This window comes from Muribaculum intestinale (genome assembly GCF_002201515.1).
Lineage (GTDB): Bacteria > Bacteroidota > Bacteroidia > Bacteroidales > Muribaculaceae > Muribaculum > Muribaculum intestinale.
On the sequence record NZ_CP021421.1, the window covers coordinates 396,521 to 421,995 of the forward strand.

Here is a 25,475-nt window from a genome sequence, read left to right on the forward strand (position 1 = left end):
GCAATGATGCCGGAAATGATGGATATTTTGATTAAGTTTGCAGATAATAACGATATATAAGCCGAAAAATATCTTTTACGACCTACCACGTCCTGCCTATGTAGGATAAACCAACCCTTATTACATGAACAAACTACAGTCCGGATTACTTTTTTCCCTCACGGGGATTACCGCCGCCGCGTCGCTGCCGTCGTGCACGTCGCAGAAAAAGGCCGATGAGCAAAAGCCCTACAACATTGTGTACATAATGACCGACGACCATACGGCCCAGATGATGAGCTGCTATGACAAGCGGTACATGGAGACTCCCAATCTCGACCGTATAGCCAACGATGGCGTGCGCTTCACCAACAGTTTTGTGGCAAACTCGCTCAGCGGTCCCAGCCGTGCGTGCATGATTACCGGCAAGCACAGCTGCGCCAACAAATTCTACGACAATACTACCTGTGTGTTCGACAACACCCAGCAGACTTTCCCGAAACTGCTGCAAAAGGGCGGCTACCAGACAGCCCTCGTGGGGAAATGGCATCTTGAGAGCCTTCCCACCGGATTTGACTACTGGGAAATCGTGCCCGGCCAGGGCGATTACTACAACCCCGATTTCATAACCCAGGACAACGACACTATACAGAAACACGGGTATCTGACAAATATCATCACCGACGATGCCATCGACTGGATGGAAAACAAGCGCGACAAAGAGAAACCGTTCTGCATACTCATACATCACAAGGCTATTCACCGCAACTGGCTTTCGGACACATGCAACCTGTCGCTGTACGAGGACAAGACATTCCCACTGCCCGACAATTTCTTTGACGACTACGAGGGACGTCCCGCCGCTGCCGCCCAGGAGATGGGTATCGTGAAGGATATGGACATGATATACGACCTCAAGATGCTGCGTCCCGACAAGGACTCACGCCTGCGCTCACTCTATGAAAGCTATATCGGGCGCATGGACAAGGAGCAGCGCGCCGCCTGGGACCGTTTTTACGGGCCTATAATCGAGGATTTCTACAAAAAGAATCCTCAGGGAAAGGAGCTCGCCGACTGGAAATTCCAGCGCTATATGCGCGACTACATGAAGACCGTGAAGTCGCTTGACGACAATGTGGGGCGCGTGCTCGATTATCTTGAAGAAAAGGGCCTGCTCGACAACACTCTCGTAGTCTACACATCCGACCAGGGATTCTACATGGGAGAACACGGATGGTTTGACAAGCGCTTCATGTATGAGGAGTCGATGCGCACTCCGCTCATCATGCGTCTGCCCGCTGGATTCGACCGCAAAGGCGATATCGACGCTCTCGTGCAGAACATCGACTATGCACCGACATTCCTCGAACTGGCCGGACAGCCAGTGCCCGACGACATTCAGGGCGTGTCACTTCTGCCGTTGCTTAAGGGCGAGCAGACCGACACTCCGCGCAAATCGCTGTACTACCACTTTTATGAATACCCCGCTGAGCATATGGTAAAGCGCCACTACGGCGTGCGCACCGACCGATACAAACTGATACACTTCTACAACGACATCGATGTATGGGAACTGTACGACCTGCAGAGCGACCCATCGGAGATGCACAATCTCTATGGCCTCAAAGAGTATGAGCCTGTTGTGGCCGAACTCAAAGAGGAGCTAAAGCGCCTCCAGGAGCAGTATGACGACCCAGTACGCTTCTCTCCCGACCGCGACAAGGAGTAACCCCAAACTGAAAAAAGAGACTACAATATTTACCCCCGTCAATATCCGGCTGCCGGATATTGACGGGGGTAAATATTGTATTGCCATAGTAAAATCAATCTTCAACCGCATGGCGCGACTGCCAGTTGATCCACCAGGCCTTGCATGCTCCTATGAAGAAAGGCACCGCTCCAAAAAGTATGAACACCACATCTCCCGGCATGCGCAGCCATCCGGTAAGGCTCATGGTCCTGTTGGTAACAAACTCTATCGAGCGTGCATGCCAGTAGCCGTTGTGTATCACGTCCCAGAGCTGGATAAATCCTGATGGGAGCAGACTGAGAGCTATCATCATGGCCAGACCGATGTTGAATCCCCAGAACGAACATTTTATCCACGGTTTTACCGATGCCCATTGCGCATCATTCAGATTCTTGCGAAGAGCATATACACACAGTCCAAGAGAGAGGAAACCAAATACTCCGAACAATGCGGCATGCCCGTGATTGGGAGTAAGATATGTGCCGATTTCGAAATAGCTCACAATCGGCATGTTGATGAGAAAACCAAACACCCCGGCTCCGATGAAGTTCCAGAATCCGACTGCCATGAAGTAATTGAACACCCATTTATGCTGCTGACCGACACCTTCGGCACCTCCGACACGTGAGATGCGGTAAAAACGCCATCCTTCAAGGCATAACAACACGAGAGGCACTACCTCCATGGCAGAGAAACAGGAAGAAACCGCCATATTGAATGTGCTTTGTCCTTCGAAATACCAATGGTGGCCGGTGCCGATAATACCGCCCATAAAAGTAAGTATCGCCTCAAGAATGATAATCTTGATGCCCCTTTGGCGGCTTACAATACCCATCTCCACAAATATCATGGCCACCATTGTAGTGGCAAACGCCTCAAAGAATCCTTCTACCCATAGATGAATCATCCAGAAACGCCATGTATCGACCACAGTGTAATTGGTCATATCGTCGAAGAATATCGCCGGAATGTAGAACACCGGCACACATATTGCAAACGCCAGAAACACCCATGCCAGGAATCTCTTGCCCGGCACCTTCAGCGCCGGCATCGTGTTGCGTATCAGCACGTATGCCCACACGAGGAATCCGACAATCATTATCAGCTGGAAAGCGCGTCCCATCTCGACATACTCCCAACCCTGACTGCCAAGCCAGAACGAACCGGAGCCATTGCCCCACCATCCTGCCAAACCTGCCCACTCGGCCAGAAGCGAGCCGAATATCACAAAGCCGAAAGCCCCGAACAGAAAGTATGTCATCGTGGCGAGTCCTTTCCATTCCTTTCCGCCGAATATGCGGGATATGATAAGTCCGCCAAGTACAAATCCGGTAGCAACCCATAGTATGGCAAGCTGTATATGCCACGTTCTTACCAACTGGCTCGGGAACACGGAAGAAAGATCAAGTCCGTAGAACGATCCGGGATCAGCACGGTAATGGGCCACGGCCCCCCCGACGAGAGTCTGCCCGAGCAGCAGTAAACCCACTACCACTACAAACTTGAGCAATCCCCTTACCGAAGCGGGCTGATTGCCGTCGGCGCTCATCATCGGATACGGAGGGACAGAGGCCTTCCAGTCGGCCTCCTTATCGCGTCCGACAAAAAGCAGGCATGCTCCTATGCCGATAAGCAGAAACAACAGGGAGGCCACACTCCATACGGTGAGTGCGTCAGCCGGCCCCTGGTCTATCGTAGGCTCGTAGGGGAAGTTGTTGGTATAGGAGTAATCCTCACCCGGACGATTGGCCACACACGCCCATGCCGACCACGCGAAGAAAGCACACAACTTATGCAATTCGGCGTCATCATCGATAAGATTATAGGGGAGGCCTCCGTTGTTCACCGGCGTGCTGAAGTATTTTCTCCAGTAGGCCGGAGCGTCGGCGAATACAGAAGCCTGAGCCTCGTCCATGACAAGCACACCCGTAGACGCATCATAACGGTTGGTCTTGGCTTTGGCATTAAGCTCCGACATCGATAGCCGTGGATTCATCTCTCGCGTTGCAACCGCTACCTGATGAAGATAATCTGATGAGAAATCAGGACCGAGGTAGGCACCGTGGCCCCATATTGAGCCATTGTCATGCAGTCCGTAGCGAAGAAAGACCGACTGTCCCTGCCGGATATCATCACCGGTAAACATCACATTCCCTGCCATATCCTTTACCACCTCAGGTACCGGAGGTTTATCGGAATATGCTTTTACAGTAACCGTAATCAGAACAGAGAATCCATAGATAAACACAAAGGCAAGGACAAGTATCCACCACCTTGAGATTACCGGCGATGAGTAATCCCTTTCAAACTGTAGGTCGGAGCGCTCCATCATAATATATTAGTATTTTATGTAGGTTGAATATGATTTTAATAAATAAGATATGTATGAAAACAATTATTAAATAACGATTGTTTAAGACATATAATTTTATCAAATTCTAACGACTTACACCACTACATTTACTTCTATGAAGATTGGCTTCTTTGTCCCATGCTACATCGACGCGATACATCCGCAGGCAGCCATCTCTACATATAGCCTGCTGGAAAAGCTCGGGCTGGACGTAGAATTTATAGAACGCGGCAGTTGCTGCGGTCTGCCGGAACTCGACATGGGATATATCAAACATTCGTGTTCACTTGAAAAGGGCATCGTACCGCTTATATCCGACAAGGGATACGACTATGTCGTAGTACCGTCAGGCATATGTACCGACCAGTTTCGCGACCACTTCAATGAGGTGGAGCAGACTCCCGAAATAGAGCATTTCAGAGCTACTGTACACGACCCTGTGGAATTTCTTCATGACATACTTAAAATCACCGAACTGCCGGGACATCCGCGATTCCCCTATCGTGTGGCACTGCACAACGGTTGTCATTCTCTGCGCTATCTCAATGAAGCGCGGCCGACAGAACTGATGATAAAGCCGTTTGACAAATGCGCCGACTTGCTTAAACTCGTCGACGGCCTTGAAGTAGGCTACGCCACACGCCGCGACGAATGCTGCGGATTCGGAGGCACCTACTCCATATGGGACTCCTCATGCTCAGGGCAGCAGGGACGCGACAAGGTAAGCGACTATGTCCGCAATGGATTCAAGTATGTGACATCGCAGGACATGTCGTGCATGATACACCAGCAGACAATAGCCCGCAAGAACGGACTCGATCTGAAAATGTTTTATATCACTGAAATTCTTAACGGAGACGCAAAGCCATGAGACAGGTAAACCAGGTAAAGCTCGGAGCCGAATTTATAGACAAACAGGCACACCGCGAGATGCACGACCGCTGCCTCTGGGCGGCACGTATGAGACGCGACAAGGTTGCAGCATCCATACCCGAATGGGAGGAGATGCGCGAGCTGGCATCTCAGATAAAGCTACACACACTGTCGGAACTCGACAAATATCTGCAACAGTTCGCAACCAACGCCGAAGCCAACGGAATACATGTGCACTGGGCCCGCGACGCCGAAGAGCACAACAACATAATACTCGACATATTTCGGCAGCACAATGTAAAGACCGTGACCAAAGGCAAGTCCATGACAATGGACGAATGCGGCATGCGCGAGTTCATGGGGCGTCACGGTATCGACATCTACGAGGCCGACCTCGGAGAACGCATACAGCAACTCGACAACCAGCGGCCATCGCATATAGTGATGCCTGCAATCCACAAACTGCGCAGTGACGTTGCGTCGCTGTTCGCCCGGACTCTCGGCTCTGACAAGGATATAGACGACCCGCATTACCTCAACAGTGTGATGCGTGCCGACATGCGTAAGAAATATATTAAAGTCGACGCCGGCATGTCGGGTGTAAATTTCGGAATAGCCGAGACCGGGGGCATAGTCGTGTGCACCAACGAGGGCAACGCCGACATTAGCGCCAACCTTCCGCCGCTCTATGTGACCACAATGGGACTTGAAAAGCTGATACCGCGCCAGAGCGACCTGCCCCTGTTCATACGTCTGCTCTCCCGCAGCGCTCTCGGACTGGACATGACACAGTATACCTCACACTACCACGGCCCGCGCAAAGGACAGGAGATGCATCTTGTGATTCTCGACAACGGCCGTAGCGAGCGACTTACATCGCCCGACTACTGGGAGGTGCTCAAATGTATCCGATGTGGGGCATGCATGAACACGTGTCCGGTATTCCGTCGCACATCAGGCATCAGTTACGACGCCATCTACATGGGGCCGATAGGTATAGTGCTCGAGCCGAGCTACGATCTCTACAAGTATGCACGTCTTCCATATTCGTGTACCCATTGCGGATCGTGCGGCGATGTCTGCCCGGTGAAAGTGCCCATACCACATCTCGTATTCTACTGGCGGTCGGAGGTGGTGAAACACGGCTTCGGGCAGTTTACACACAATGTGGAAGAGGACCTCGCCGAGCCAATACTGAAGAGCACCACCAATCTGGCAATGGCAGAAAAGATGGGGCTATGGGCACTACGAAATATACCTAAGTCGATAATGGAGTCTCCGCTCAATCCATGGGCTAAAGAGCATAGCGACCCTATAGCTCCGGAGGAGACATTCCGCCAGTACTATGAGCGTAACATCAAACCACACAAAGAGAACGACTGAAAATCCAAGAAACAATGCCGATATGGACCAACAAGAAACAAAAAACAGCATACTCGCCCGCATCCGTGCCGGCAAACCGTCATTCCATCCCCTCCCTGAGGTGCCCTGCTACGGTTATCCCGGCGACCCTGTGACCAACTTTGTAAACAAACTGCTCGAATTCGACGGAAGAGCCATAAAGTTCAAGACCCGTCAGGATGCCATAGAATGGCTCAGCAAGCAACCGGAGACGGACAGTGGGAAAAACGTAATATATTCATCGGCCGACGGTGTGGATGGAAATATCACGGAAGATGAACTCAGCGACCTCCATAATGCCCATCGTATAGAGACATGCGTGACGGACAGCCACCTCGGCGTGGGAGAAATGGGATCAGTGTGGGTGACTGACAACACTCTGCGGCATGCGGCATGCGCTCTGCTGTCGCGACGCCTCTTCATATTTCTCGACAGCAACGACATAGTCGGCGGCCTGCATGATGCATACTCAGGTATCCGACTCGCCGACCACCAGTACGGCTCTTTCTACACGGGGCCTTCGGCCACAGCCGACATTGAGGCTGTGCATATCACCGGCGCACAAGGTCCGCTCGCCCTCACGGTAATGCTCTACAACTGTGATGATGCTCCCGCCGAGCCACTGCTCATGACCAGTCCCAATGCAGACACTTCGGTATGGCAATAAGAGCGCTTACTCAACAAACTCGAACTAATGACAAAAGGTGCTGTGTCGGAGTCGACACAGCACCTTTTATATTGTATCTTGGGGGATTGGTTACTCTTACTTGAGAGCGGCCTTAACCTGTTCGTTGGGAACCATCTCTTCCTTGAAGACGTATGCGCCTGTTTTGGGTGATTTTTCCATCTTGATCACCTTGCTGTAAGTACGTCCTTCACCTTTCTGCAGTGATGCAACGGTTTTCTTTGCCATATCGTGGAGATGTTAAAGTGCTTATTTGATTTCTTTGTGAATCGTCATGCGCTTGAGGATGGGATTGTACTTCTTCAGCTCAAGACGTTCGGTAGTATTCTTACGGTTCTTGGTAGTGATGTAACGCGAAGTGCCGGGCATGCCGCTGGCCTTGTGCTCGGTGCATTCGAGGATGACCTGGACGCGATTACCTTTAGCTTTCTTTGCCATAGCTTAGTCTATAAATTTGATGTCTTTACCAGTTAAATAACCCTTTCCGGCTGCCTGCTGCATAGCGGCGTTGAGGCCGAGCTTATTGATGGTGCGGAGACCGGCTGCGCTGATGGTCAGACGGATCCATGCGTCCTGTTCTACCCAGTAGAACTTCTTCTCAAAGAGGTTGACATTGAACGTGCGCTTTGTACGACGCTTCGAGTGCGACACGTTATTGCCCACCATAGCTTTCTTGCCTGTAATCTGACAAATCTTTGACATGGCTGTTCTGTTATCTTTTGTTTTGTTGAATTTCGTATTTCAGTCATTAGGCCGCCATCTCAGTCTCATATCATTGCTAAGTGCATCATTCTCAACAATTTTACAGGATGAGCCTAAAAACAGTGTGCAAAGTAACGATTTTTTTCGCAATTACGCAAGTTTTCACGCTTTTTTGTTGTCACGTGCGATTTTTTACCACCACGAATAGCGGATATTCGTGTCGAATGTGTCGAGACGCTCGATGCGCTTTATGTAGCGCACCACACGGATTGTGACCGGAAGGATTATAATCTCGTAGAGTGTCTTGAGGCATGTCTGCGCCACGATTAGCTCGACAATGACATCGGCGGGGAGCACTCCCCAGAATGCAAGCGGGAAAAATATCAGTGAATCGGCACCCTCGCCAAAGACGGTCGACAAGATGGCGCGCAAAGAAAAGTATCGCCCGTTGCTAGCCACTTTCATCTTGCTCATCACAAGCGCATTGACCATGGAGCCGCAGACAAATGCGATAAACGAGGCTGTAAGTATGCGCGGCACTCCGCCATAAATGGCTTCCATGGCCGCCTGCGACTGCCACTCTCCGGCTCCGGGCAGGATGATAGCGAGCTGAAGCATGACGGTGACGAAGAAATTCATTGCAAATCCGAGCCATATCACCATGCGGGCCTTACGGAAACCGTACACCTCGACTATGCAGTCGTTGATGATATAACTGAGGGGGAATACCACCATGCCAGCGGTAATGGTAGTGAATCCGACATCGACTGTCTTTATTTCGACAAGGTTGGCTACGATGAGACACACGCAGAACACAACCGTAAAGATAAGAAACGGGAGGGTGAAGGCTGTGCCTTCTTTCTGAACTGATTGTTTTGTCATTTTTCTTGTTTTTAACGAGGTAGCAAGCACTCGGGATTAAGAGTTTTTGTTTAATAATTGATATCGACAGTCTCCTGTCGCGACAGACTGCCGGAAGTATACCGGCTTTTACTTGAATGTCCAGGTAATAGTGCCTACCTGCTCGGCAGGGGCGTCGAGGTCGACCGAGAAGCGCGAGGAGCGTGCGGCCGCTATACAGCTCCGGCGCACCTGTATGCTGGCAGCCGCGGGCCCTGTGCCGCCTACATATATAGGAGAGCCAACGACATGGCCCTGGCGGTTGACACTCACACGTATGACTATGCTCCCTGCGAGAGTGCTTCGTGTAGCTCCCCACGATTCGGGAGTACGCCCCTTGAGGCTGAAGCCGGGGGTGCCTGACAGCACACCGCTGTCGGAATTGCCGTCGGGCGAACCGGGGGTGCCGGCCGCGGGCTTACTGTTCTGCTTGAAACTATTTTTAATGCCTGAGCTGATTTTTTTGCTCTGTGCCTCCTGCTCTTTCTGTCGCTTTATGCGTTCGCGTTCGGCAAGTTCTTCCTTGGTCGGACCTTTCTTTTCGGGAGTCTCGGGTTTCTTCTCGACTTTCATGGGCGAGGGACGCTCGGAAGCAGTGGTGACCGGCGGGATATCGGTTTTCTGCCCTGCGTCGGACATATCCGTCCCCTCATAGGCAGGCTCCTCGGCCGATTCCTGTGGCTGAGCCTCGGCCTGCTCCTGCGGTACAGGCTGCGGCATATCGCCCAACTTGACATATTCGCCTCCAAACACTATCTCGCTTGAATCGACAGGCGGCCACTTGCGGCTGTCGAGTTCGTCGATATTTATGCGGAACTCTGACAGCGCAATCCACAGCAGCAACAGAGCCAAGACAAGCAGAGTGCCGATAACAGCTATTATACGGTCTTTATCGCTTTGCTGCATGGCTGTGTCATAGCTTTGTAGATGATTCCGGGCCGGTATATGCAGCCTTACGTGAATTGGTCGGACGGGTAGCAAGCACCATTTTCAGATTGTTGCGTGCGCCGAGGTCAAGCACCTCGACGATTTTACCGTAGGGCACTTCTTCATCGGCATATATCGCTATGAAAGCCTCGTCGGCAGAGGCGTTCTGTGCGGCAAGCTGAAGAAACGGAAGAAGCGCACTCTCCTCGACCGGCTGAGGCTCCTCGTCGCCGAAAGAGGCATAGAGTTTCTCGTCCTTGTCGATATACACACGTGTGCCGGGCTTAAGGGCCGTCTGTACGGTGCTCTGCGGGAGGTTAACCTCCAGAGCCGTAGGGAATACGAACGTTGAAGTTATCATGAAGAAGATGAGCAACAGGAAGATGACATCGGTCATCGATGCCATCGAGAACATTGCCATCATATCGTGCTGACGTTTCAGTGCCATAGGTATACGGGGTGTGGAGAGAGCGTGGATTACACAAAGAAAAACCGGATGAATGCCTTATTCGGCGGGCTCGTTGAGGAGGTCCATAAACTCCATGGTCTTGCCTTCGAGGAGCTTCATCACTCCGTTTATGCGCGCTACCAGAGCATTGTAGGCAAAGAGTGCCACAATGCCTACAGCCAGACCGGCAACAGTAGTCACAAGGGCCTCGTAGATGCCTCCTGCAAGCACACTGATGTTGGCCGACGAACCGGCATTGGCAAGAGCGAAGAACGCCTCGACCATACCGATAACCGTGCCGAGGAATCCGAGCATAGGTGCTCCCGCGGCGGTGGTTGCAAGCCATGTGAGTCCCTTGCCGAGGTTGGCGATTTCGAGATTTCCGGTATTCTCTATCGCCACGAGCACATCGTTCATCGGGCGTCCGATACGGCTTATGCCTTTGAGGATAAGGCGTGCGTAGGGGGTGCCGTTTTTCTTGCACAGCAGTTTGGCGCTGTCTATCTCTCCGTCGTGGATGTAATCCTTGATACGCTTCATGAATGTAGCGTCCTCACGGTCGGCACGACGTATCACGATATATCGCTCGATGAATATATATATACTGATTACAAGCAGTATGGCAAGCGGAATCATGATGAAGCCTCCCTTGAGGCAGAGATCCCACACCGACATGCTGGCGGTTGTGGCGGCCGCCTCAGCCGGAGCAGTGGCGGCGGTTTCACTTATTATATTGACAGTGTCGGTGACAGTTTCCGGCACCTGGGCAAATATCATATTCAGTATTGACATTGCTGATGATAGGTTAGAAAGTATTGAATCGCTTATCATTGTAATTGTATCGGCCAGAATGCCGGCCACCTGAATCAATGCCGAAAGTATGCTTGTCATTATAATCGGAGAATATGATAATGTATATTAATTAATGTGTGATGATGTCAGGCGGATACAGCAGCCGGAGCCATGACTTATTGCAGGCAGGCTTTGTACTGGCGTATGGCGGCTTCCAGTCCGAGATATAGAGCGTCGGAGATTATGGCATGGCCTATCGACACCTCGTTGAGGTAAGGTAGACGCTCGTGGAAAAACTTGAGGTTCTCAAGATTCAGGTCGTGGCCGGCGTTGACACCCAGCCCGGCCTTGTGGGCAGCCATGCTCGCTTCGACATATGGAGCTACAGCGGCCTCGGGGTCGGAAGGATACATGTCGGCATACGGCTTTGTGTACAGCTCCACACGGTCGGCACCGGTGGCGGCTGCCGCCTTGATGTTGGCCGGATCGGTACCCACAAAAATCGAGGCTCTTACCCCGACCTCGTGCAGACGGTCGACTATAGATGTAAGCATCTCCATATGTGCGGCCACATCCCATCCGGCGCTTGAGGTGATGGCATCGGGAGCATCGGGCACAAGAGTCACCTGCTCGGGGCGCACCATAAGCACCAGACGCATGAAATCGTCGGAGGGATAGCCTTCGATGTTGAACTCGGTCTTTACAAGCGGGCGCAGAGCTATCACGTCGTCGTGGCGTATATGGCGTTCATCGGGACGCGGATGCACGGTTATGCCGTCGGCACCGAAACGCTCGCAGTCTACGGCCACACGCTCCACATCGGGAGTATTCTCCCCGCGCGCATTGCGCAGAGTGGCTACCTTGTTGATATTTACGCTTAGATTAGTCATCCTTATTATCGGTTGATGCGTTGTTAAAAGTAAAACGGCCTATTGGCTCCGGGCAGGAAAAGTCAGAAAAATTTCTTAAATTTGTAGCCTTTTCGTGATGCATATATAGCATTGCCCATTTTAGCAACTGCAAAATTAATGAGAAATAAGTAAACCGCGAAACGTTTTGACAGCAAAAGATGCCATATCATCCCAAATCGAGGCCCTGAACGGGGAAATGACCATTGGTGAATCCATCGACCGACTCTGTATCGCCATCGAACGCCGCGGTCCGCTTCCGGTAGTCGATGATTCCGGGCGGTATCTCGGCATGGCCGACGCTTCGGCACTTGGAGCCCCGCGCGGCTCACAGCTCGGCAATCTGGCCAATGGCACACGCCCGATGTCGGCTTCATCGCCCGTGTCGCTGCTTCTTGAGCGCATGGCAGCCGGCGAGACGGTAATCCCCATTGTCGACGATGTATCGTCTGAAATGTATATAGGAGCTGCCGACCGCGAGTCGGCCATGCGCATGGCCGCATCCCTGTTTCCTCAGCTCGATGACTACACCGAGCTTACCGTAGTATGTCCGTCGGGAGAATACAGCGCCTCGGCCATAGCCCATGCCGTGGAGGATGCCGACGCCCATCTGCTCAACCTCAATGTTGTGGCAGGCACACAGCCCAATTCACCTACCACGGTAATCCTCCGTGTAAACCATTCGCGCGGGGATTCGGTGGCGCGCTCGCTTGCCCGCTACGGATACGATACGGTGGAAATGGCCGGGACGCCGGGGCTACTCAACGCCGATATGATTGAGCGCGTCAACTCTCTGCTACACTATCTTGAAGTGTAGGCATTCATAAGTAACCAAATTACCGACATATGCGCATCGCTATCTACGGCAACACCTATCAGGAACGACATATCGGAGAGCTTGTCCACTTCTTCGACGCCCTATGCCGCCAGAATGTGTGGGTCGAGGTCGAAGAATCGTTCTACAGATACCTGTGCGGGGTACTCCCCTCGCCCCCCGTGGTCAACGATATAATCCGCGGCTCCGACTTCAATGCGGCCATAGCCATCAGTATCGGCGGCGACGGCACATTTCTGCACACGGCACAGTGGGTAGGCGACAAGCAGATACCCATACTCGGCATCAACACGGGCCATCTGGGATATCTTGCGGCAACACACATGAAAGACGCCGACGAATGGATAGGGCGCCTTCTAAAGGGAGATTACGACATAGAGACGCGCACCCTCATCGAGGTGGAGGCCGACTGTCACCTTGCCGAGGAGATATGGCCGTATGCGCTCAACGAAGTGGCGGTGCTAAAACAGGACACCTCGTCGATGATAGAAATGAAGGCGCGCATCAACGGTACGTCGCTGGCTGTATATCTGGCCGACGGACTGATTGTGTCGACCCCGACCGGCTCAACAGGCTACAATCTGTCGGTCAGCGGCCCTATTCTGGAGCCTTCTGCACCGGTATGGGCCGTATCTCCCATCGCGGCACACTCGCTCACGATGCGTCCGCTGGTGGTACGCGACGACAGTGTGATAGCGATTACCACATGTTCGCGCTCCGGTGCCTACCGCCTCAGCCTCGACGGACGGTTTCTGTCGCTCCCGGCCAAGAGTACGGTGACTCTGCGCAAGGCATCGTTTGCCACACGCGTGATAAAGCGTCCGGGCCATCACTTTACCGACACCCTGCGCGACAAACTCATGTGGGGTCTCGACACAAGATAACGTGCAAACTGATAATATATCATGAAATCAACAGCAATGGCTGTCGCCATGGCCATGACGGTCTGCGCCGTAGCCACAGGCTCGGAGCCTATAAAAATGGTCGATATTCCGGCAGGATATTTTTACATGGGGAGCCGCGCTCTCGGCGAGAATTTCGACGAAGGGCCGGTGCATAAGGTGACTCTGACCCGCCCGATGCGCATGAGCGCCACAGAAATCACCAATGCCCAGTATGAGGAATTCTTTCCGGAACACCGTGCCCTACGCGGCAAAAACGGAGTGTCGGCTGATGATAATGATGCCGTGGTCAACGTAAGTTATCACGATGCTCTGGAATTCTGTAAGAAACTGGGCCAACGAGAAGGCCGCATCTACCGGCTCCCCACCGAAGCCGAGTGGGAGTACGCATGCCGCGGAGGTACATATACATTATATAATACCGGCGACTGGTTTCCCGACTCTTGCCACAAGTCGCAGCGTGTGGCGCGCGATTTCGACCCCGTGTCGCTGCGTGTCGGACAATTCGCTCCCAATGCGTTCGGGCTGTATGACATGCATGGCAATGTCGAGGAGTGGTGTATGGACTACTACGGGCCATATACCGCAGACGAAGCGACCGACCCATGCGGACCGGCGCAGGGAGAATACCGGGTAACGCGCGGTGGGAGCCACCACACGCCTGTGAAGTATCTGCGCAGTGCCAACCGAAGCGCCATGCTCCCCGACGACCGTCATTCCCAGACCGGATTCCGCATAGTGGAGTCGGACGCCGAGCTTCAGCACTCAGGCGAAGAATGGAGTGTGCCGGCAGTACGCCGCGACATATCGGCCGGAGAATTCATGTGGGACACTCCGTCAGACACCCCCTTTTACCTGCCGCCGATACCGTTTGTCGTCGCTCCGCAATGTGGCAACGGCGTACCATTTTACCGCCACAACCACCAGCCGGCGGTGACATGGTGTGACAACGGCGACCTGCTTGCCATATGGTTTTCGGCCAACGAAGAGAACGGACGCGAGGTGACGGTGCTGTCGTCGCGTCTTAAAGCCGGGTGCGGAGAATGGGAGGAGGCGCGCGAATTCTTCCGTGTGTCCGACCGCAACCTTACCGGCAGTTCGCTGCTCAACGACGGCAACGGCACACTGCTCCACATCAATGGCATGGAAGCGTCGGGTGACTGGCAGAACCTCGCCATGATCGCACGCCGCAGCCATGACAACGGAGCCACATGGTCGGCGCCGGAAATCATCGCTCCCGAACATACACGCCGCCACCAGGTAATAGCCGGCCCGTCGATAACCGCCGAGGGGTGGATAATCCAGGCGTGCGACGCCGGCCCGGGAGGCAACGACGGTACAGCACTACACATAAGCCGCGACGGCGGCCACACATGGGAAGACCCTTGGGACGGCGCTCCACTTCCCGACTTCAGCGACGGTGGCGTCGGAAGCACCATCGCCGGTATTCATGCCGGAGTGGTACAACTCGCCGACGGGTCGCTCATGGCTCTCGGCCGGGGCAACAGTATCGCCGGAAGTGACGGGAAGCTGCATATGCCGATGAGTATCTCCCGCGACATGGGACGCACATGGACCTACAGCGCCTCCCCTCTCCCGCCAATCGACGGCGGCCAACGTCTTGTACTGCGCAGGCTCAACGAGGGACCGCTGCTGCTCGTATCATTCACCGGCCATCCGCAGCGCACCCCCGAGACCGACCGAGGGATGGAATTCACAGCTCCCGACGGAACCAAGGCTAAAGGTTACGGAATGTATGCCGCAGTATCGTTCGACGACGGACGCACATGGCCCGTACGCAGGCTTGTCACCGACTCCGTGCCGCGATTTCTCGACGGTGGAGCCTGGACAGGATTTTTCGAGTCAGACTCCACCCATGCCGAACCGCGCGGATACCTGTGCGCCACACAGACGCCCGACGGCATAATCCATCTGCTCAGCTCAAGGCTCCACTACCGGTTCAATCTGGCATGGCTCCTCGAGGCAATGCAATGACAGAGCATACATCAGCTCTCTTCAACACTGCGCATCCAGTCATTGTCGCTAATGGCATCTTCTACCAGACCTGTACCTCCTTCCGCTCCGTATTCCTCACCATGCTGCGATATGTCGAGACCGACCTCCTCGCTATGGCGTGACACTCGCAACGGAACCACCTTGTTGGTAATCCAATAAAGAAGGTAACTGGCGGCAAACGTGTAGACAAACACCATAATCAGCACTATGATATGATTCCAGAAAAATTCCATACGCGATATCATGTCAGGTTCCTGGGAAGCAAAGAAATCATAGGCGAAATAACCGGTAAGCACTGTGCCGAGTATTCCACCCAGACCATGTGTAGGGAATACGTCAAGAGCATCGTCGAGCATATGGCTGTACCCCTTCCACGACACCGCAAGATTGCAGCATATGGTAATCAGGAGAGATATGAATACACTCTGTCCGACGGTAACCCATCCGGCACAAGGTGTAATGGCCACCAGCCCCACGACAGCGCCTATTGCAGCACCCATGGCAGAAGGTTTGCGTCCGCGTAGAGCGTCAAATGCCACCCATGTGACCATAGCCGTCGCAGCGGCGGTGTTTGTATTCAGGAACGCCGAGATGGCTACCCCGTCGGCGGCAAGCGAACTGCCGCCGTTGAATCCGAACCACCCGAGCCACAGTAAAGCCGCGCCGAGAAGCACAAACGGCACATTGGCCGGCTTGGCCGCATCCTGTGATGGTGTGCGGCGACCCAGGAATATAGCTCCGGCAAGAGCGGCGATGCCCGAGGCGGCATGCACCACTATGCCTCCGGCAAAATCGTGGACATGCATCATGGCAAACAATCCGTCGGGATGCCATGTACAATGAGCAAGCGGACAATATACAACGACTATCCACAATACCATGAAGAGCAGATAGCCGGAAAAGTGCACACGCTCAGCAAACGATCCCGTGATAAGAGACGGTGTGATAATGGCGAACTTCATCTGAAACAGAGCGAAAAGGGCCAAAGGTATGGTGGTCGTGGCCATGCCAATCTGCGACAATAGCGGGGAGTCAGGCTCCGTCACGTTGCTGACACCAACATTATTAAACATAAAGAAGTCGCAAGGATTGCCGATAACATGGTCTATATCGTTGCCGAATGCGAGACCAAAGCCAAACACAACCCATATCACACTCACAAATCCCATCACGATGAAACTCTGAAGCATCGTGGAGATTACATTCTTCACCCGTACCATGCCTCCATAGAAAAACGATAGCCCGGGAGTCATCATAAGTACAAAGATAGTAGCCGTTATCATCCATGCCACATTCGCAAAAAGATGATTGTTGGGCATGTTGAACGAACCGGCACCCGAAGTATCAACCACCCCTACTATACCGATTACAAGCAACAAAACGAACACTGACAGCCATCCATAGCTGATTTTACGTCCTTTAACAGTCATAATGCAACAAATTTATTTTAGAGAATCATAGCACAATACCACCGCTCATAAGAATGCGGTAGCATTATTCCATAAACAACGCCGCAAAATAAGCAAATAGAGACCAATTCGCCAAATATTTTAGCAAAAATATATCCACCAAATATTGCTTAGATTTTTTTAAAATCATATAAACGGGCAAGTGCAGGATTTTCGTAACTTTGTAGGACTATGCATGATGCCAAAGAGAAAAGCGATGCCACCGTACGCCCTTACGCCGGCGCAGGCTTAATGTATGCGGAAGTGATATTGCCTCTGCCGCTTGGGGCCACGTTTACCTACCGCATACCGCAGGAGCTTGACGGAAAGGTAAGCATCGGCAGCCGGATTATCGTGCCGTTCGGACGCAAAAAGCTGTATACAGCCATCGTATGCGGTCTTTCGCCCATCGCGCCGGAAGATATGCAGATAAAGGACGTAATGACTGTACTCGACCCCTGGCCGATAGTGCGGCATCCGCAACTGCGTCTGTGGGAATGGATTGGCGAATACTATCTGTGCAGCATAGGCGATGTAATGAAAGCGGCCCTCCCGGCGGGACTGAAAGTTGAGAGCGAGACCTTTGTAGAAGTCAATCCCGACTACGAGGAGGACACCTCGGCGCGGCTTACCGAGACCGAGGCTGTGCTGCTCCAGACTGTCGACCACCACGGGCGTATATCCGTGGCCGACCTCGAACACCGCACAGGCATCACGCGAACCACACAGACGGTGGCACGCCTTGTAGAGCGCTGCGCACTGATGATATCGGAGAAACTTGTGGAACGGTACCGGGCCAAACGCGAGACAATCGTAAGTCTTGCATTCCCTCATGACGACACCGACTCCATGCACCGCGCATTCGACTCGGTACGTGGCGCGCCCAAGCAGGAACAGCTGCTCATCGCCCTCATCGACATGCTCAACAAGAAGCGCCACGAGGGACGCGACCCCGAGGTACTGAGGTCCGATCTGCTGACCTCCACCGGACTGAGCACCGCAATCGTATCGGCACTGTCGGCCAAAGGTATAATCCGCATCACGACACGCGAAGTCAACCGGTTCGGGTTTACCGGAGTGGCTACCGGCACATTGCCCTCACTCACCGACCACCAGGCCGAGGCTCTTGACCGCATACACCTCGGATTTCTGAAACGTGACGTAGTGCTGCTCCACGGAGTCACATCGAGCGGGAAGACCGAACTCTATATCCACCTCATCGATTTCGTGCTCCGCAAGGGGGAACAGGCATTGTATCTTGTGCCGGAAATAGCGCTCACCACCCAGCTTACCCGCAGACTTCAGAAAGTGTTCGGCGACAAAGTGGTGATATACCACTCGAAATTTTCCGACAACGAGCGCGTCGACATATGGAAGAAACTGCTCCACGACAATTCGCCATGTGTGGTAATCGGCGCACGCTCGTCGCTCTTCCTCCCCTACTCACGCCTCGGCATAGTAATCGTAGACGAAGAGCATGAGTCGAGCTACAAGCAATACGACCCGGCACCCCGCTACAATGCCCGCGACACCGCCATCGTGCTCGCGTCGATGCATGGCGCCAAGACACTGCTCGGGAGCGCTACCCCTGCAGTCGAGACCTACTACAAGGCCCTGTCGGGACGCTACGGACTTGTCGAGCTTACCGAGCGCTACGAAGGCGCCCGTCTGCCCGATATCGAGATTATCGACATGCTCGACGAGAAAAAGCGCGGACGTTCCTCCGGCTCACCGCTCTCGATGCGTCTGCTCGGGCTTACACGCGAGACGGTAGACCACGGACGCCAGGCGATACTATTCCACAACCGACGCGGATTTGCTCCGGTAGTGATGTGCAAGCAGTGTGCCTACGTGCCCAAATGCCAGTACTGCGATGTATCGCTCACCTACCACAGGCGTCAGGACGAGATGGTGTGCCACTACTGCGGGGCCACATACAAGCTGCCTACCATATGTCCGTCGTGCAAAGAACCCGCCATAGATGTGTTCGGCTACGGAACCGAACGCCTTGAGGATATCGCCGACGGAGCATTCGGCGACGCCAAGGTGCTGCGCATGGACCTCGACACCACGCGCAACAAAGACGGATACGACAAAATAATAACCGACTTTTCGGCCGGAAAGGCACAGATACTTGTCGGGACACAGATGGTGACAAAGGGGCTCGACTTTGCCGGAGTGAGCCTCGTAGGCGTGCTCAACGCCGACACTCTCATCAACTTCCCCGACTTCCGCTCGGCCGAACGGGCGTTCAACATGCTTGAGCAGGTAGCCGGACGTGCCGGACGTCGCGACGACATCCCGGGACGTGTTGTCGTGCAGACCACACGCCCCGACCATCCCGTAATCAACTTCCTGCGCGAGCACGACTACAAGGGCTTCTATGCCCATGAGATTGAAGAGCGTCGACTCTACAGTTACCCTCCGTTCACGCGTGTAATCAACATCTACCTCAAGCACCGCGACCTCAGCGTGGTGGCCGACGCGTCGGTGCGCTATACCAGGCGCCTGCAGGAATTGTTTGGCAACAGGGTGTTCGGGCCCGAAGAGCCGCATGTGAGCCGCATACAGTCGCTCTACATACGCAAGATAATGCTCAAGATAGAGACCGAGGCATCCATGCGTAAGGTGAAGGCCATACTCCGCAACGTCTACGAGGAGTTCATGGTCGAGAAGTCCCTGCGTTCGATGATAGTATACTACGACGTCGATCCCAACTGACAAAAACAATCGCCTCTGTCACGGATTTGCGATAAACCGTGGCAGAGGCGATAATATATAATAATGTATGTTTCCGGCTATCGGGCCGATTCCTTTATTTTGTCGCTGACAAGGCGGTTGAAGTCGCCGGCCTCAATCAGGGCTTCCGCAGTGAGGTGCATACGATAACGCCAATAGTGGCGCGGATTGGCCGGAATATTTATCAGTTCCTCGCGCGGGTCCTGACGGCGAAGCTCGCCCGACATCGACAGCCAGTCCTGAAGGGGGAATATGGCAAGCATCGACGGCGACTTGAGATTGAGCGCCAGTATCTTCTCGCATATCCACGGCTCGGCGTACATCGGAGCCGCCCCCTGCTCTCCGAGCACATCGTTGAAATAGCACTGTGTCACTTCCCGGTCTTCTTCCCACCACTGTCGTATGCCGCCCATATCGTGGGTAGATGTAGTGCATACCGACAGATACGGATATCCCCATGTGTTGCCGAATCTGGCTTGCGGATCCTTAGGCATACGCTGTATCTCAAGCGACAGCATCTGCAGTCGGTCCATAACGGCGGGCACACAGTCGGGAATCATGCCGAGATCCTCGGCGCAGGTAAGCATCGATGTGGCGTCGAGCAGCGGAGGGAGCTTCCACATGGCCTTGCCGTACCAGAAATCGTTGTGGCGCCTGTAGTAGAAATCATTGTACAGACGGTTGAAGCACCACTTCTCATAGTCGGTAAGCGAGCGGTAGGCATATGTGTTCTGCGCGGCAATACGCGGGTGGTACTTGCCCTTCTCATACGGGTCTTCGATAAACAATACCTCGTCAATCAGGCCAAGCAGAGCATTGCACAGACGGTTGTTCTTGTCATTCTTCTCCTCTGCGGCAAAGTAGTCGGCCACCTTGCGCTGGGTGTCAAACTCCGGACGCAGACTGTAGCGTTCATAGCCGGAGTCGAGCAGGAATCGCTTGCGGGCTTCGTCAGTGTATTCTCCGAAGAAATCGTAGAGGAAGTAGTCGCAGATAAACGGTCTGGTCTGCATATCCACATTAATCCAGAAGTCGTAGTTGTGGCGCAGCTCGTCGGGCGTGAAAGGCATCGCCGGATTAAATATGCCGAGCAGCCCGTGGACGGCATCCATCGGTATCTGCCATATACGGAAGAATCCAAGCACATGGTCGATGCGGTAAGCGTCGAAATAATCGGCCATCTTGCGGAAACGCGCCTTCCACCATGCAAATCCGTCGCGGGCCATCTCCTCCCAGTTGTAGGTAGGGAATCCCCAGTTTTGGCCAAGCACCGAGAAATCATCCGGCGGCGCGCCGGCCTGGCAGTCCATATTATAGAGACGCGGATTTATCCATGCATCGGCGCTGTCGCGCGATATGCCGATAGGTATGTCGCCCTTGAAGGCCACACCCTTCGAACGGGCATAATCGTGGACGGCACGCATCTGCCGGTCAAGATGATACTGCACGTAGCACACAAAGTCGACATCCTCCTTATGCGCGGCCATAAACTCCTCGACCATAGCGGCATCGTATACGGCATAGTTGCCCCACTTGCTGAAATCGGGAGTGCCGTTGATGTCGCGCAGCACACAGAACGCGGCATACGGACGCAGCCAGTCGCCGTTGATACGGCAGAATTCCCGGAACGATTCGCTGTCGAGTGTGTCACGGCCCTGTTCGGCAAAAATTTCGCGCATGTATTCGTTTTTGGCGTTGTTGACACGCTCGTACTCCACCGTGGGACTTGCGTTGAGCTCGCGGCGAAGGTCTTCGTAGTATTGCATACGTCCTTTGTCGCTAAGACGTCCGAGCTGCTCCAGACGCATATACATGGGATGAAGCGCAAAAGTAGAGCAGGCGTTGTAGGGATAAGAGTCGGTCCACGTATGGGTCATTGTGGTATCGTTGATAGGGAGTATCTGAAGGAACTTCTGCCCTGTAGCCACTGCCCAGTCGACCATCTTCATAAGGTCGAAGAAATCGCCCACACCGAAATCCTCCTCTGTGCGCACGGAGAATGTAGGTATGGCCACACCGGCGCAACGCCATGCCGGACGGGGGTTGACCATACGCTGTCCGAGCACCATCAGGGCATCATGCTTGTGGGCGGGCACAATGTTCATCACTCTGTTGTCGCCACCCTCCCAGGCCTTCAGTTCATGAGTGGCGCGGTCGAGAATCACAAACTTGTATCTGAAGGGCAACGACACCTCACGCAGGTCGATGCTTGCCGTCCAGCGGGGGAAATCATGGTCATTCATTACAAGGGCACCGTCCGGATTCCAGGCGCCAAGCGTCTCGTCATCGCCGCATATGGCCACTACTTCATCGGAAGCCACCATAGGGGCCTCGACATCGATAGTGACAGTCCCGCCGGTGACGGGCAACAGCAGGTCGCGGTTGTCGCGGCGGTTCATGCACTCGGTAAATACCGAGGAATAATATGATTTTTCGACTGGCTGATCGCTCCAGTGGTCGTAAATCTCATATCCCGGTATATCAATCCCGGGCACAAAGCGGTGAGGTGCGCCCCATTCGCGGCGCACGTAGCCGTTGTCGTGGCGCACGATGTAGCGGTATTCAAACTCCCCGGTATCATCAGGAAGGTCTATTTCAAATGTCCAGCGCCCTACGCCGTCCATTTCAAGTTTTCGGGCAGCCTCTTCATTTCCGCCTCCGAGAGCCGGGCATGTCCCTACTATGTAGAGCCACTCGCCCCAGCTGGTGCGGTAGTCGATGTTGAAGTTTAATTTCATGCTATCTTGGTTATTCGGTTTCGTTCTATCTTCAGAATCAGGTATGATGCGGAGGAATACCGACGTATCCTCCCCTACTTAATAAGTAAGAAATCTCGGGTAAAGTTAATGAAAAATCGGGAATTAACGTGTTTTAAGGAAAAAATATTACCAACCGATTTCCAGTGATTAACCGTCAAATATTCGTATCTTTGCCCCTGAATCAATTTCTGACCCGATGAAACACATTATCACACTAATTCTGGCTGTCATGGCCATGTCCGTAAGAATCGCCGCTTCAGTCGAGCAGAGTCTTTCTCTGATTCCACAGCCACGGGAGATAAAGTGGATTGGCCAAACAGCCACACTCCCGGAAGATACCGTGCCTGAAATCAGAATCGCAGCCGGAACAATCGCGGGATACGATTCGCCGGAAGCATATAGAATCACAATAACTCCGGACAACATATCAATAGATGCCAACAGCGGACAAGGCGCTGTCTGGGCCCGACAGACATTGAGACAGCTCAGATATCCGGACGGCACATATCCCCGGGTACAGATAGTCGATGCTCCCGAATTTCCGATACGTGGATTTATGTATGACGACGGACGCAACTTTGCCGGTATCGGACGTATCAAAATTTATATTGACCTTATGTCGGCCTATAAGCTCAACGTATTCCAGTGGCACCTGACCGACAAACCTGCCTGGCGTATAGAATGCAGAGCATACCCACGGCTCAACGATGGCAGATTCCAGCGGCCGGGCCGGGACCAGGGCAAGTTCTACACATACGATGAAATACGCGATGTGATTGAATATGCACGCCAGCGAGGCATAACGGTCATACCCGAAATCGACATGCCCGGCCACAGCGACTACTTCCAGACAACATTCGGAATACCGATGGACAGCGGGGAAGGCATGAATATACTTGAGGACTGTATTGACGAATTCTGTCGTGAGATTCCGGCTGAATCATGCCCGTATATACATATCGGGTCAGATGAAGTACATATCAATGATGCCGGGGGGTTCATGAGATGGGCGCAGGATGTCATCGGCCGGCATGGACGCCGTGCGCTTGTTTGGGATCCGGGACTACCAGCCGACAGCCTGACCATACGCCAGTTCTGGAGAGAAGGGCGGCCGAACGATCTGGAATACCCAAAAGGTGTGCCGTTTGTCGATTCCGGGATGGGATACCTTAACAACTATGACCCGCTGCTCTCACCGTTCAAGATATATTTCCACCCATTGTGTGGAACCGGAAGCTCCGACCGGCACAGACTTGGAGGTATCATATGCCTCTGGAATGATGTGCGTGTGGCCGACAAAAACCTTACCGCAATACACAACGGTATGCCCGGAGGCATTATGGCATTCAGCGAAAGAGCATGGCGTGGCGGCGACATCGCCACATGCGACCACGGCCCTTACGGCACAGTCATACCCCGGCATGACGAGGCCGGCATGAAAGGGTTCGAAGAGTTCCAGAAGCGGATGGCCAACCACAAAGAACGCTTTCTGAAAAAAGAAATGTCATACTGGACACCTTTACATGCGTCGGAATGGCATGTGGAGATAACCGGTGATTCAATCAGCCGGAAATTCACGGCATACGGCGATGTGCTCGATCTCGATGCGCTGTGTGCGTCTCATGGCATATCAGCAGCGGCGCCTGTCACATGCCGCATAAGCCGAGACATCGTAAGCGACACTGATACGGTACGTTATTTCAAGATAGGATTCGAGGCCCCGGCCCGATCCAACCGCAACTCCGATGGTGTTGCAGCCATTGGAAAATGGCCGAACTTCGGCGAGGTGACTGTAAACGGAGTTCCCGTCGCTCCTCCTCACTGGAAAGAGCCCGGTGCATACCGTTACCATTATAATACCTGGGCGAGACTCGAAGAGGAACTCCCATATACAGATGAACAATTATACTGGATGCGCGACCCTGTTCCCGTCACCCTTAACAAAGGTAAAAATACAGTAACGCTTACTCTGCGCCGACATTTCAAAGGACAACATTTTCAGGCCGCTTTTATCGAAGCGCCGATGTAACGTCAATGACAATCGAAAAGAAACCAGCGTGCCGTCTATGATACAGATTTCAAACAAGACAAAAGGATACATTTGCGCCGCAGTCGCGGCCTGCACCTATGGCATCAACCCGTTGCTGACCCTGCCGCTCTATGCGCGCGGCATGAATGCCGACAGTGTGCTATTCTTCCGCTACGGATTTGCAGGCCTGATGCTCTTGGGCCTGATGCTGGTGATGCACAAGCCTCTACGATTGCCCCGCCGGCAGATTCCGATGATGATAGTGGCGGCAATACTGATGGCGTTGTCATCACTGCTGCTATTCGAGGCCTACAATTATATGGATGTGGGGATAGCCTCCACACTGCTGTTTGTATATCCTGTGATGGTGGCCATAATCAATACGATATTCTACCGCGAGCGACTATCGGCTGTCACCATATCGGCTATAGCGATGGCTACCGCCGGCATCATGCTGCTGTACGAGGGCGACGGCACTGCCACGCTTAATATCACCGGTACCGCTCTTGTGTTGCTTGCCGCCCTGTCGTATTCCATATATATGGTGGCCGTCAACCGCACAAGCCTATGCAAAGTAGAGTCGATGGCGCTTACGTTCTATTCCGTAGGGATAGGCATAGTGGTATTCATTGCCGGCATGGCATGGAACGGATTCACTCCAGTGACCGGTGCGCTGGGTTGGACATGTGTGCTGTCGCTGGCACTGTTCCCCACCATAATATCGCTTGTTACAATGGTAATCGCCATCCACAATATAGGCTCGACTCCGACAGCTATACTTGGCGCACTCGAGCCAGTGACGGCCCTCGTAATAGGAGTATGCGTGTTCGGCGAACGCCTGAGCTTCGGAGCCTGTGTCGGAATAGTGCTTGTGGTAGGGTCTGTCACCATGCTTATAGCAGCCCGCCCCGCCGCACGCCTGGTAAAACAGTTTATCCACTCCCACCATTTCCATCTTCTCCACCACAACCATACCGCCGGATAATAGCGCTGACCGCAAATATGTCTGCGGAAAACCTACCCGATTGT

The 25,475-nt window shown here is 53.4% G+C and carries 21 protein-coding genes; 10 read left to right on the plus strand and 11 right to left on the minus strand.

The window, feature by feature from the left end; all coding sequences use genetic code 11:
- Positions 1-124: 124 nt before the first annotated feature.
- Positions 125-1,708: a sulfatase family protein gene (locus ADH68_RS01760; protein ID WP_068960051.1), complete on the plus strand. Its 1,584-nt coding sequence runs from the start codon at positions 125-127 to the stop codon at positions 1,706-1,708.
- A 94-nt stretch (positions 1,709-1,802) separates the two neighbouring features.
- Here the strand turns inward: ADH68_RS01760 and ADH68_RS01765 are convergent, their stop codons facing one another.
- A complete protein-coding gene (locus tag ADH68_RS01765; RefSeq protein ID WP_068960050.1) occupies positions 1,803-4,061 on the minus strand; it encodes a nitric-oxide reductase large subunit in 2,259 nt (752 codons plus the stop codon).
- A 136-nt stretch (positions 4,062-4,197) separates the two neighbouring features.
- Here ADH68_RS01765 and ADH68_RS01770 point away from each other — a divergent pair, with 136 nt between their 5' ends.
- From ADH68_RS01770 to ADH68_RS01780, 3 genes are read left to right on the plus strand one after another with little or no spacing between them, the layout of a single operon-like run.
- A complete protein-coding gene (locus ADH68_RS01770; RefSeq protein WP_068960049.1) occupies positions 4,198-4,953 on the plus strand; it encodes a (Fe-S)-binding protein in 756 nt (251 codons plus the stop codon).
- Entirely contained in the window at positions 4,950-6,338 is a 1,389-nt protein-coding gene (locus tag ADH68_RS01775; protein ID WP_068960048.1) for a lactate utilization protein B, read from the plus strand. The genes ADH68_RS01770 and ADH68_RS01775 overlap by 4 nt, the downstream gene beginning before the upstream one ends.
- A 22-nt stretch (positions 6,339-6,360) precedes the next feature.
- A complete protein-coding gene (locus ADH68_RS01780; RefSeq protein WP_068960047.1) occupies positions 6,361-7,023 on the plus strand; it encodes a LutC/YkgG family protein in 663 nt (220 codons plus the stop codon).
- A 96-nt stretch (positions 7,024-7,119) separates the two neighbouring features.
- Here ADH68_RS01780 and ADH68_RS01785 read toward each other — a convergent pair whose 3' ends face one another.
- From ADH68_RS01785 to ADH68_RS01820, 8 genes are all read right to left on the minus strand, one after another.
- Complete coding sequence (locus ADH68_RS01785; RefSeq protein WP_084273931.1) at positions 7,120-7,269, minus strand: DUF4295 domain-containing protein; 150 nt, start codon at positions 7,267-7,269, stop codon at positions 7,120-7,122.
- Between the two features lie 21 nt (positions 7,270-7,290).
- Positions 7,291-7,479: a 50S ribosomal protein L33 gene (gene rpmG / locus ADH68_RS01790; RefSeq protein ID WP_068960046.1), complete on the minus strand. Its 189-nt coding sequence runs from the start codon at positions 7,477-7,479 to the stop codon at positions 7,291-7,293.
- 3 nt (positions 7,480-7,482) lie between these two features.
- On the minus strand, positions 7,483-7,743 hold the full coding sequence (gene rpmB, locus ADH68_RS01795) for a 50S ribosomal protein L28 (RefSeq protein ID WP_068960045.1): 261 nt from the start codon (positions 7,741-7,743) through the stop codon (positions 7,483-7,485).
- A 192-nt stretch (positions 7,744-7,935) separates the two neighbouring features.
- Complete coding sequence (locus tag ADH68_RS01800) at positions 7,936-8,625, minus strand: queuosine precursor transporter (protein ID WP_068960044.1); 690 nt, start codon at positions 8,623-8,625, stop codon at positions 7,936-7,938.
- A gap of 108 nt (positions 8,626-8,733) precedes the next feature.
- Positions 8,734-9,549, minus strand: a complete 816-nt coding sequence (locus ADH68_RS01805) for a hypothetical protein (protein WP_068960043.1) — start codon at positions 9,547-9,549, stop codon at positions 8,734-8,736.
- Positions 9,550-9,556: 7 nt separating this feature from the next.
- Positions 9,557-10,018, minus strand: a complete 462-nt coding sequence (locus ADH68_RS01810) for an ExbD/TolR family protein (protein ID WP_068960042.1) — start codon at positions 10,016-10,018, stop codon at positions 9,557-9,559.
- Between the two features lie 57 nt (positions 10,019-10,075).
- Positions 10,076-10,795 (minus strand): MotA/TolQ/ExbB proton channel family protein, encoded by a 720-nt coding sequence (locus ADH68_RS01815; RefSeq protein WP_370015433.1) that lies wholly within the window; start codon positions 10,793-10,795, stop codon positions 10,076-10,078.
- A 191-nt stretch (positions 10,796-10,986) separates the two neighbouring features.
- On the minus strand, positions 10,987-11,700 hold the full coding sequence (locus tag ADH68_RS01820; RefSeq protein ID WP_068960041.1) for a pyridoxine 5'-phosphate synthase: 714 nt from the start codon (positions 11,698-11,700) through the stop codon (positions 10,987-10,989).
- 166 nt (positions 11,701-11,866) lie between these two features.
- Here ADH68_RS01820 and ADH68_RS01825 point away from each other — a divergent pair, with 166 nt between their 5' ends.
- The 3 genes from ADH68_RS01825 to ADH68_RS01835 are packed head-to-tail and all read left to right on the plus strand — an operon-like array spanning position 11,867 to position 15,450.
- Positions 11,867-12,535: a hypothetical protein gene (locus ADH68_RS01825; RefSeq protein WP_068960040.1), complete on the plus strand. Its 669-nt coding sequence runs from the start codon at positions 11,867-11,869 to the stop codon at positions 12,533-12,535.
- Between the two features lie 29 nt (positions 12,536-12,564).
- A complete protein-coding gene (locus ADH68_RS01830; RefSeq protein WP_068960039.1) occupies positions 12,565-13,437 on the plus strand; it encodes an NAD kinase in 873 nt (290 codons plus the stop codon).
- Positions 13,438-13,458: 21 nt separating this feature from the next.
- A complete protein-coding gene (locus ADH68_RS01835; protein ID WP_068960038.1) occupies positions 13,459-15,450 on the plus strand; it encodes an SUMF1/EgtB/PvdO family nonheme iron enzyme in 1,992 nt (663 codons plus the stop codon).
- Positions 15,451-15,461: 11 nt separating this feature from the next.
- Here the strand turns inward: ADH68_RS01835 and ADH68_RS01840 are convergent, their stop codons facing one another.
- Positions 15,462-16,901 carry an ammonium transporter gene (locus tag ADH68_RS01840; protein ID WP_068960037.1) on the minus strand — a complete coding sequence of 480 codons (1,440 nt, stop codon included), beginning with the start codon at positions 16,899-16,901 and terminating at the stop codon, positions 15,462-15,464.
- Between the two features lie 210 nt (positions 16,902-17,111).
- Between ADH68_RS01840 and priA the strand changes: the two genes are divergently transcribed.
- The gene (gene priA, locus ADH68_RS01845; RefSeq protein ID WP_232321440.1) at positions 17,112-19,640 is read left to right on the plus strand and encodes a replication restart helicase PriA; all 2,529 of its coding nucleotides are present in this window, start codon (positions 17,112-17,114) and stop codon (positions 19,638-19,640) included.
- 77 nt (positions 19,641-19,717) lie between these two features.
- Here the strand turns inward: priA and ADH68_RS01850 are convergent, their stop codons facing one another.
- Positions 19,718-22,396 carry a 4-alpha-glucanotransferase gene (locus ADH68_RS01850; RefSeq protein ID WP_068960036.1) on the minus strand — a complete coding sequence of 893 codons (2,679 nt, stop codon included), beginning with the start codon at positions 22,394-22,396 and terminating at the stop codon, positions 19,718-19,720.
- 217 nt (positions 22,397-22,613) lie between these two features.
- Between ADH68_RS01850 and ADH68_RS01855 the strand changes: the two genes are divergently transcribed.
- Positions 22,614-24,446, plus strand: a complete 1,833-nt coding sequence (locus ADH68_RS01855) for a family 20 glycosylhydrolase (RefSeq protein WP_068960035.1) — start codon at positions 22,614-22,616, stop codon at positions 24,444-24,446.
- A gap of 37 nt (positions 24,447-24,483) precedes the next feature.
- Positions 24,484-25,431 carry a DMT family transporter gene (locus tag ADH68_RS01860; RefSeq protein ID WP_068960034.1) on the plus strand — a complete coding sequence of 316 codons (948 nt, stop codon included), beginning with the start codon at positions 24,484-24,486 and terminating at the stop codon, positions 25,429-25,431.
- Positions 25,432-25,475: the final 44 nt, after the last annotated feature.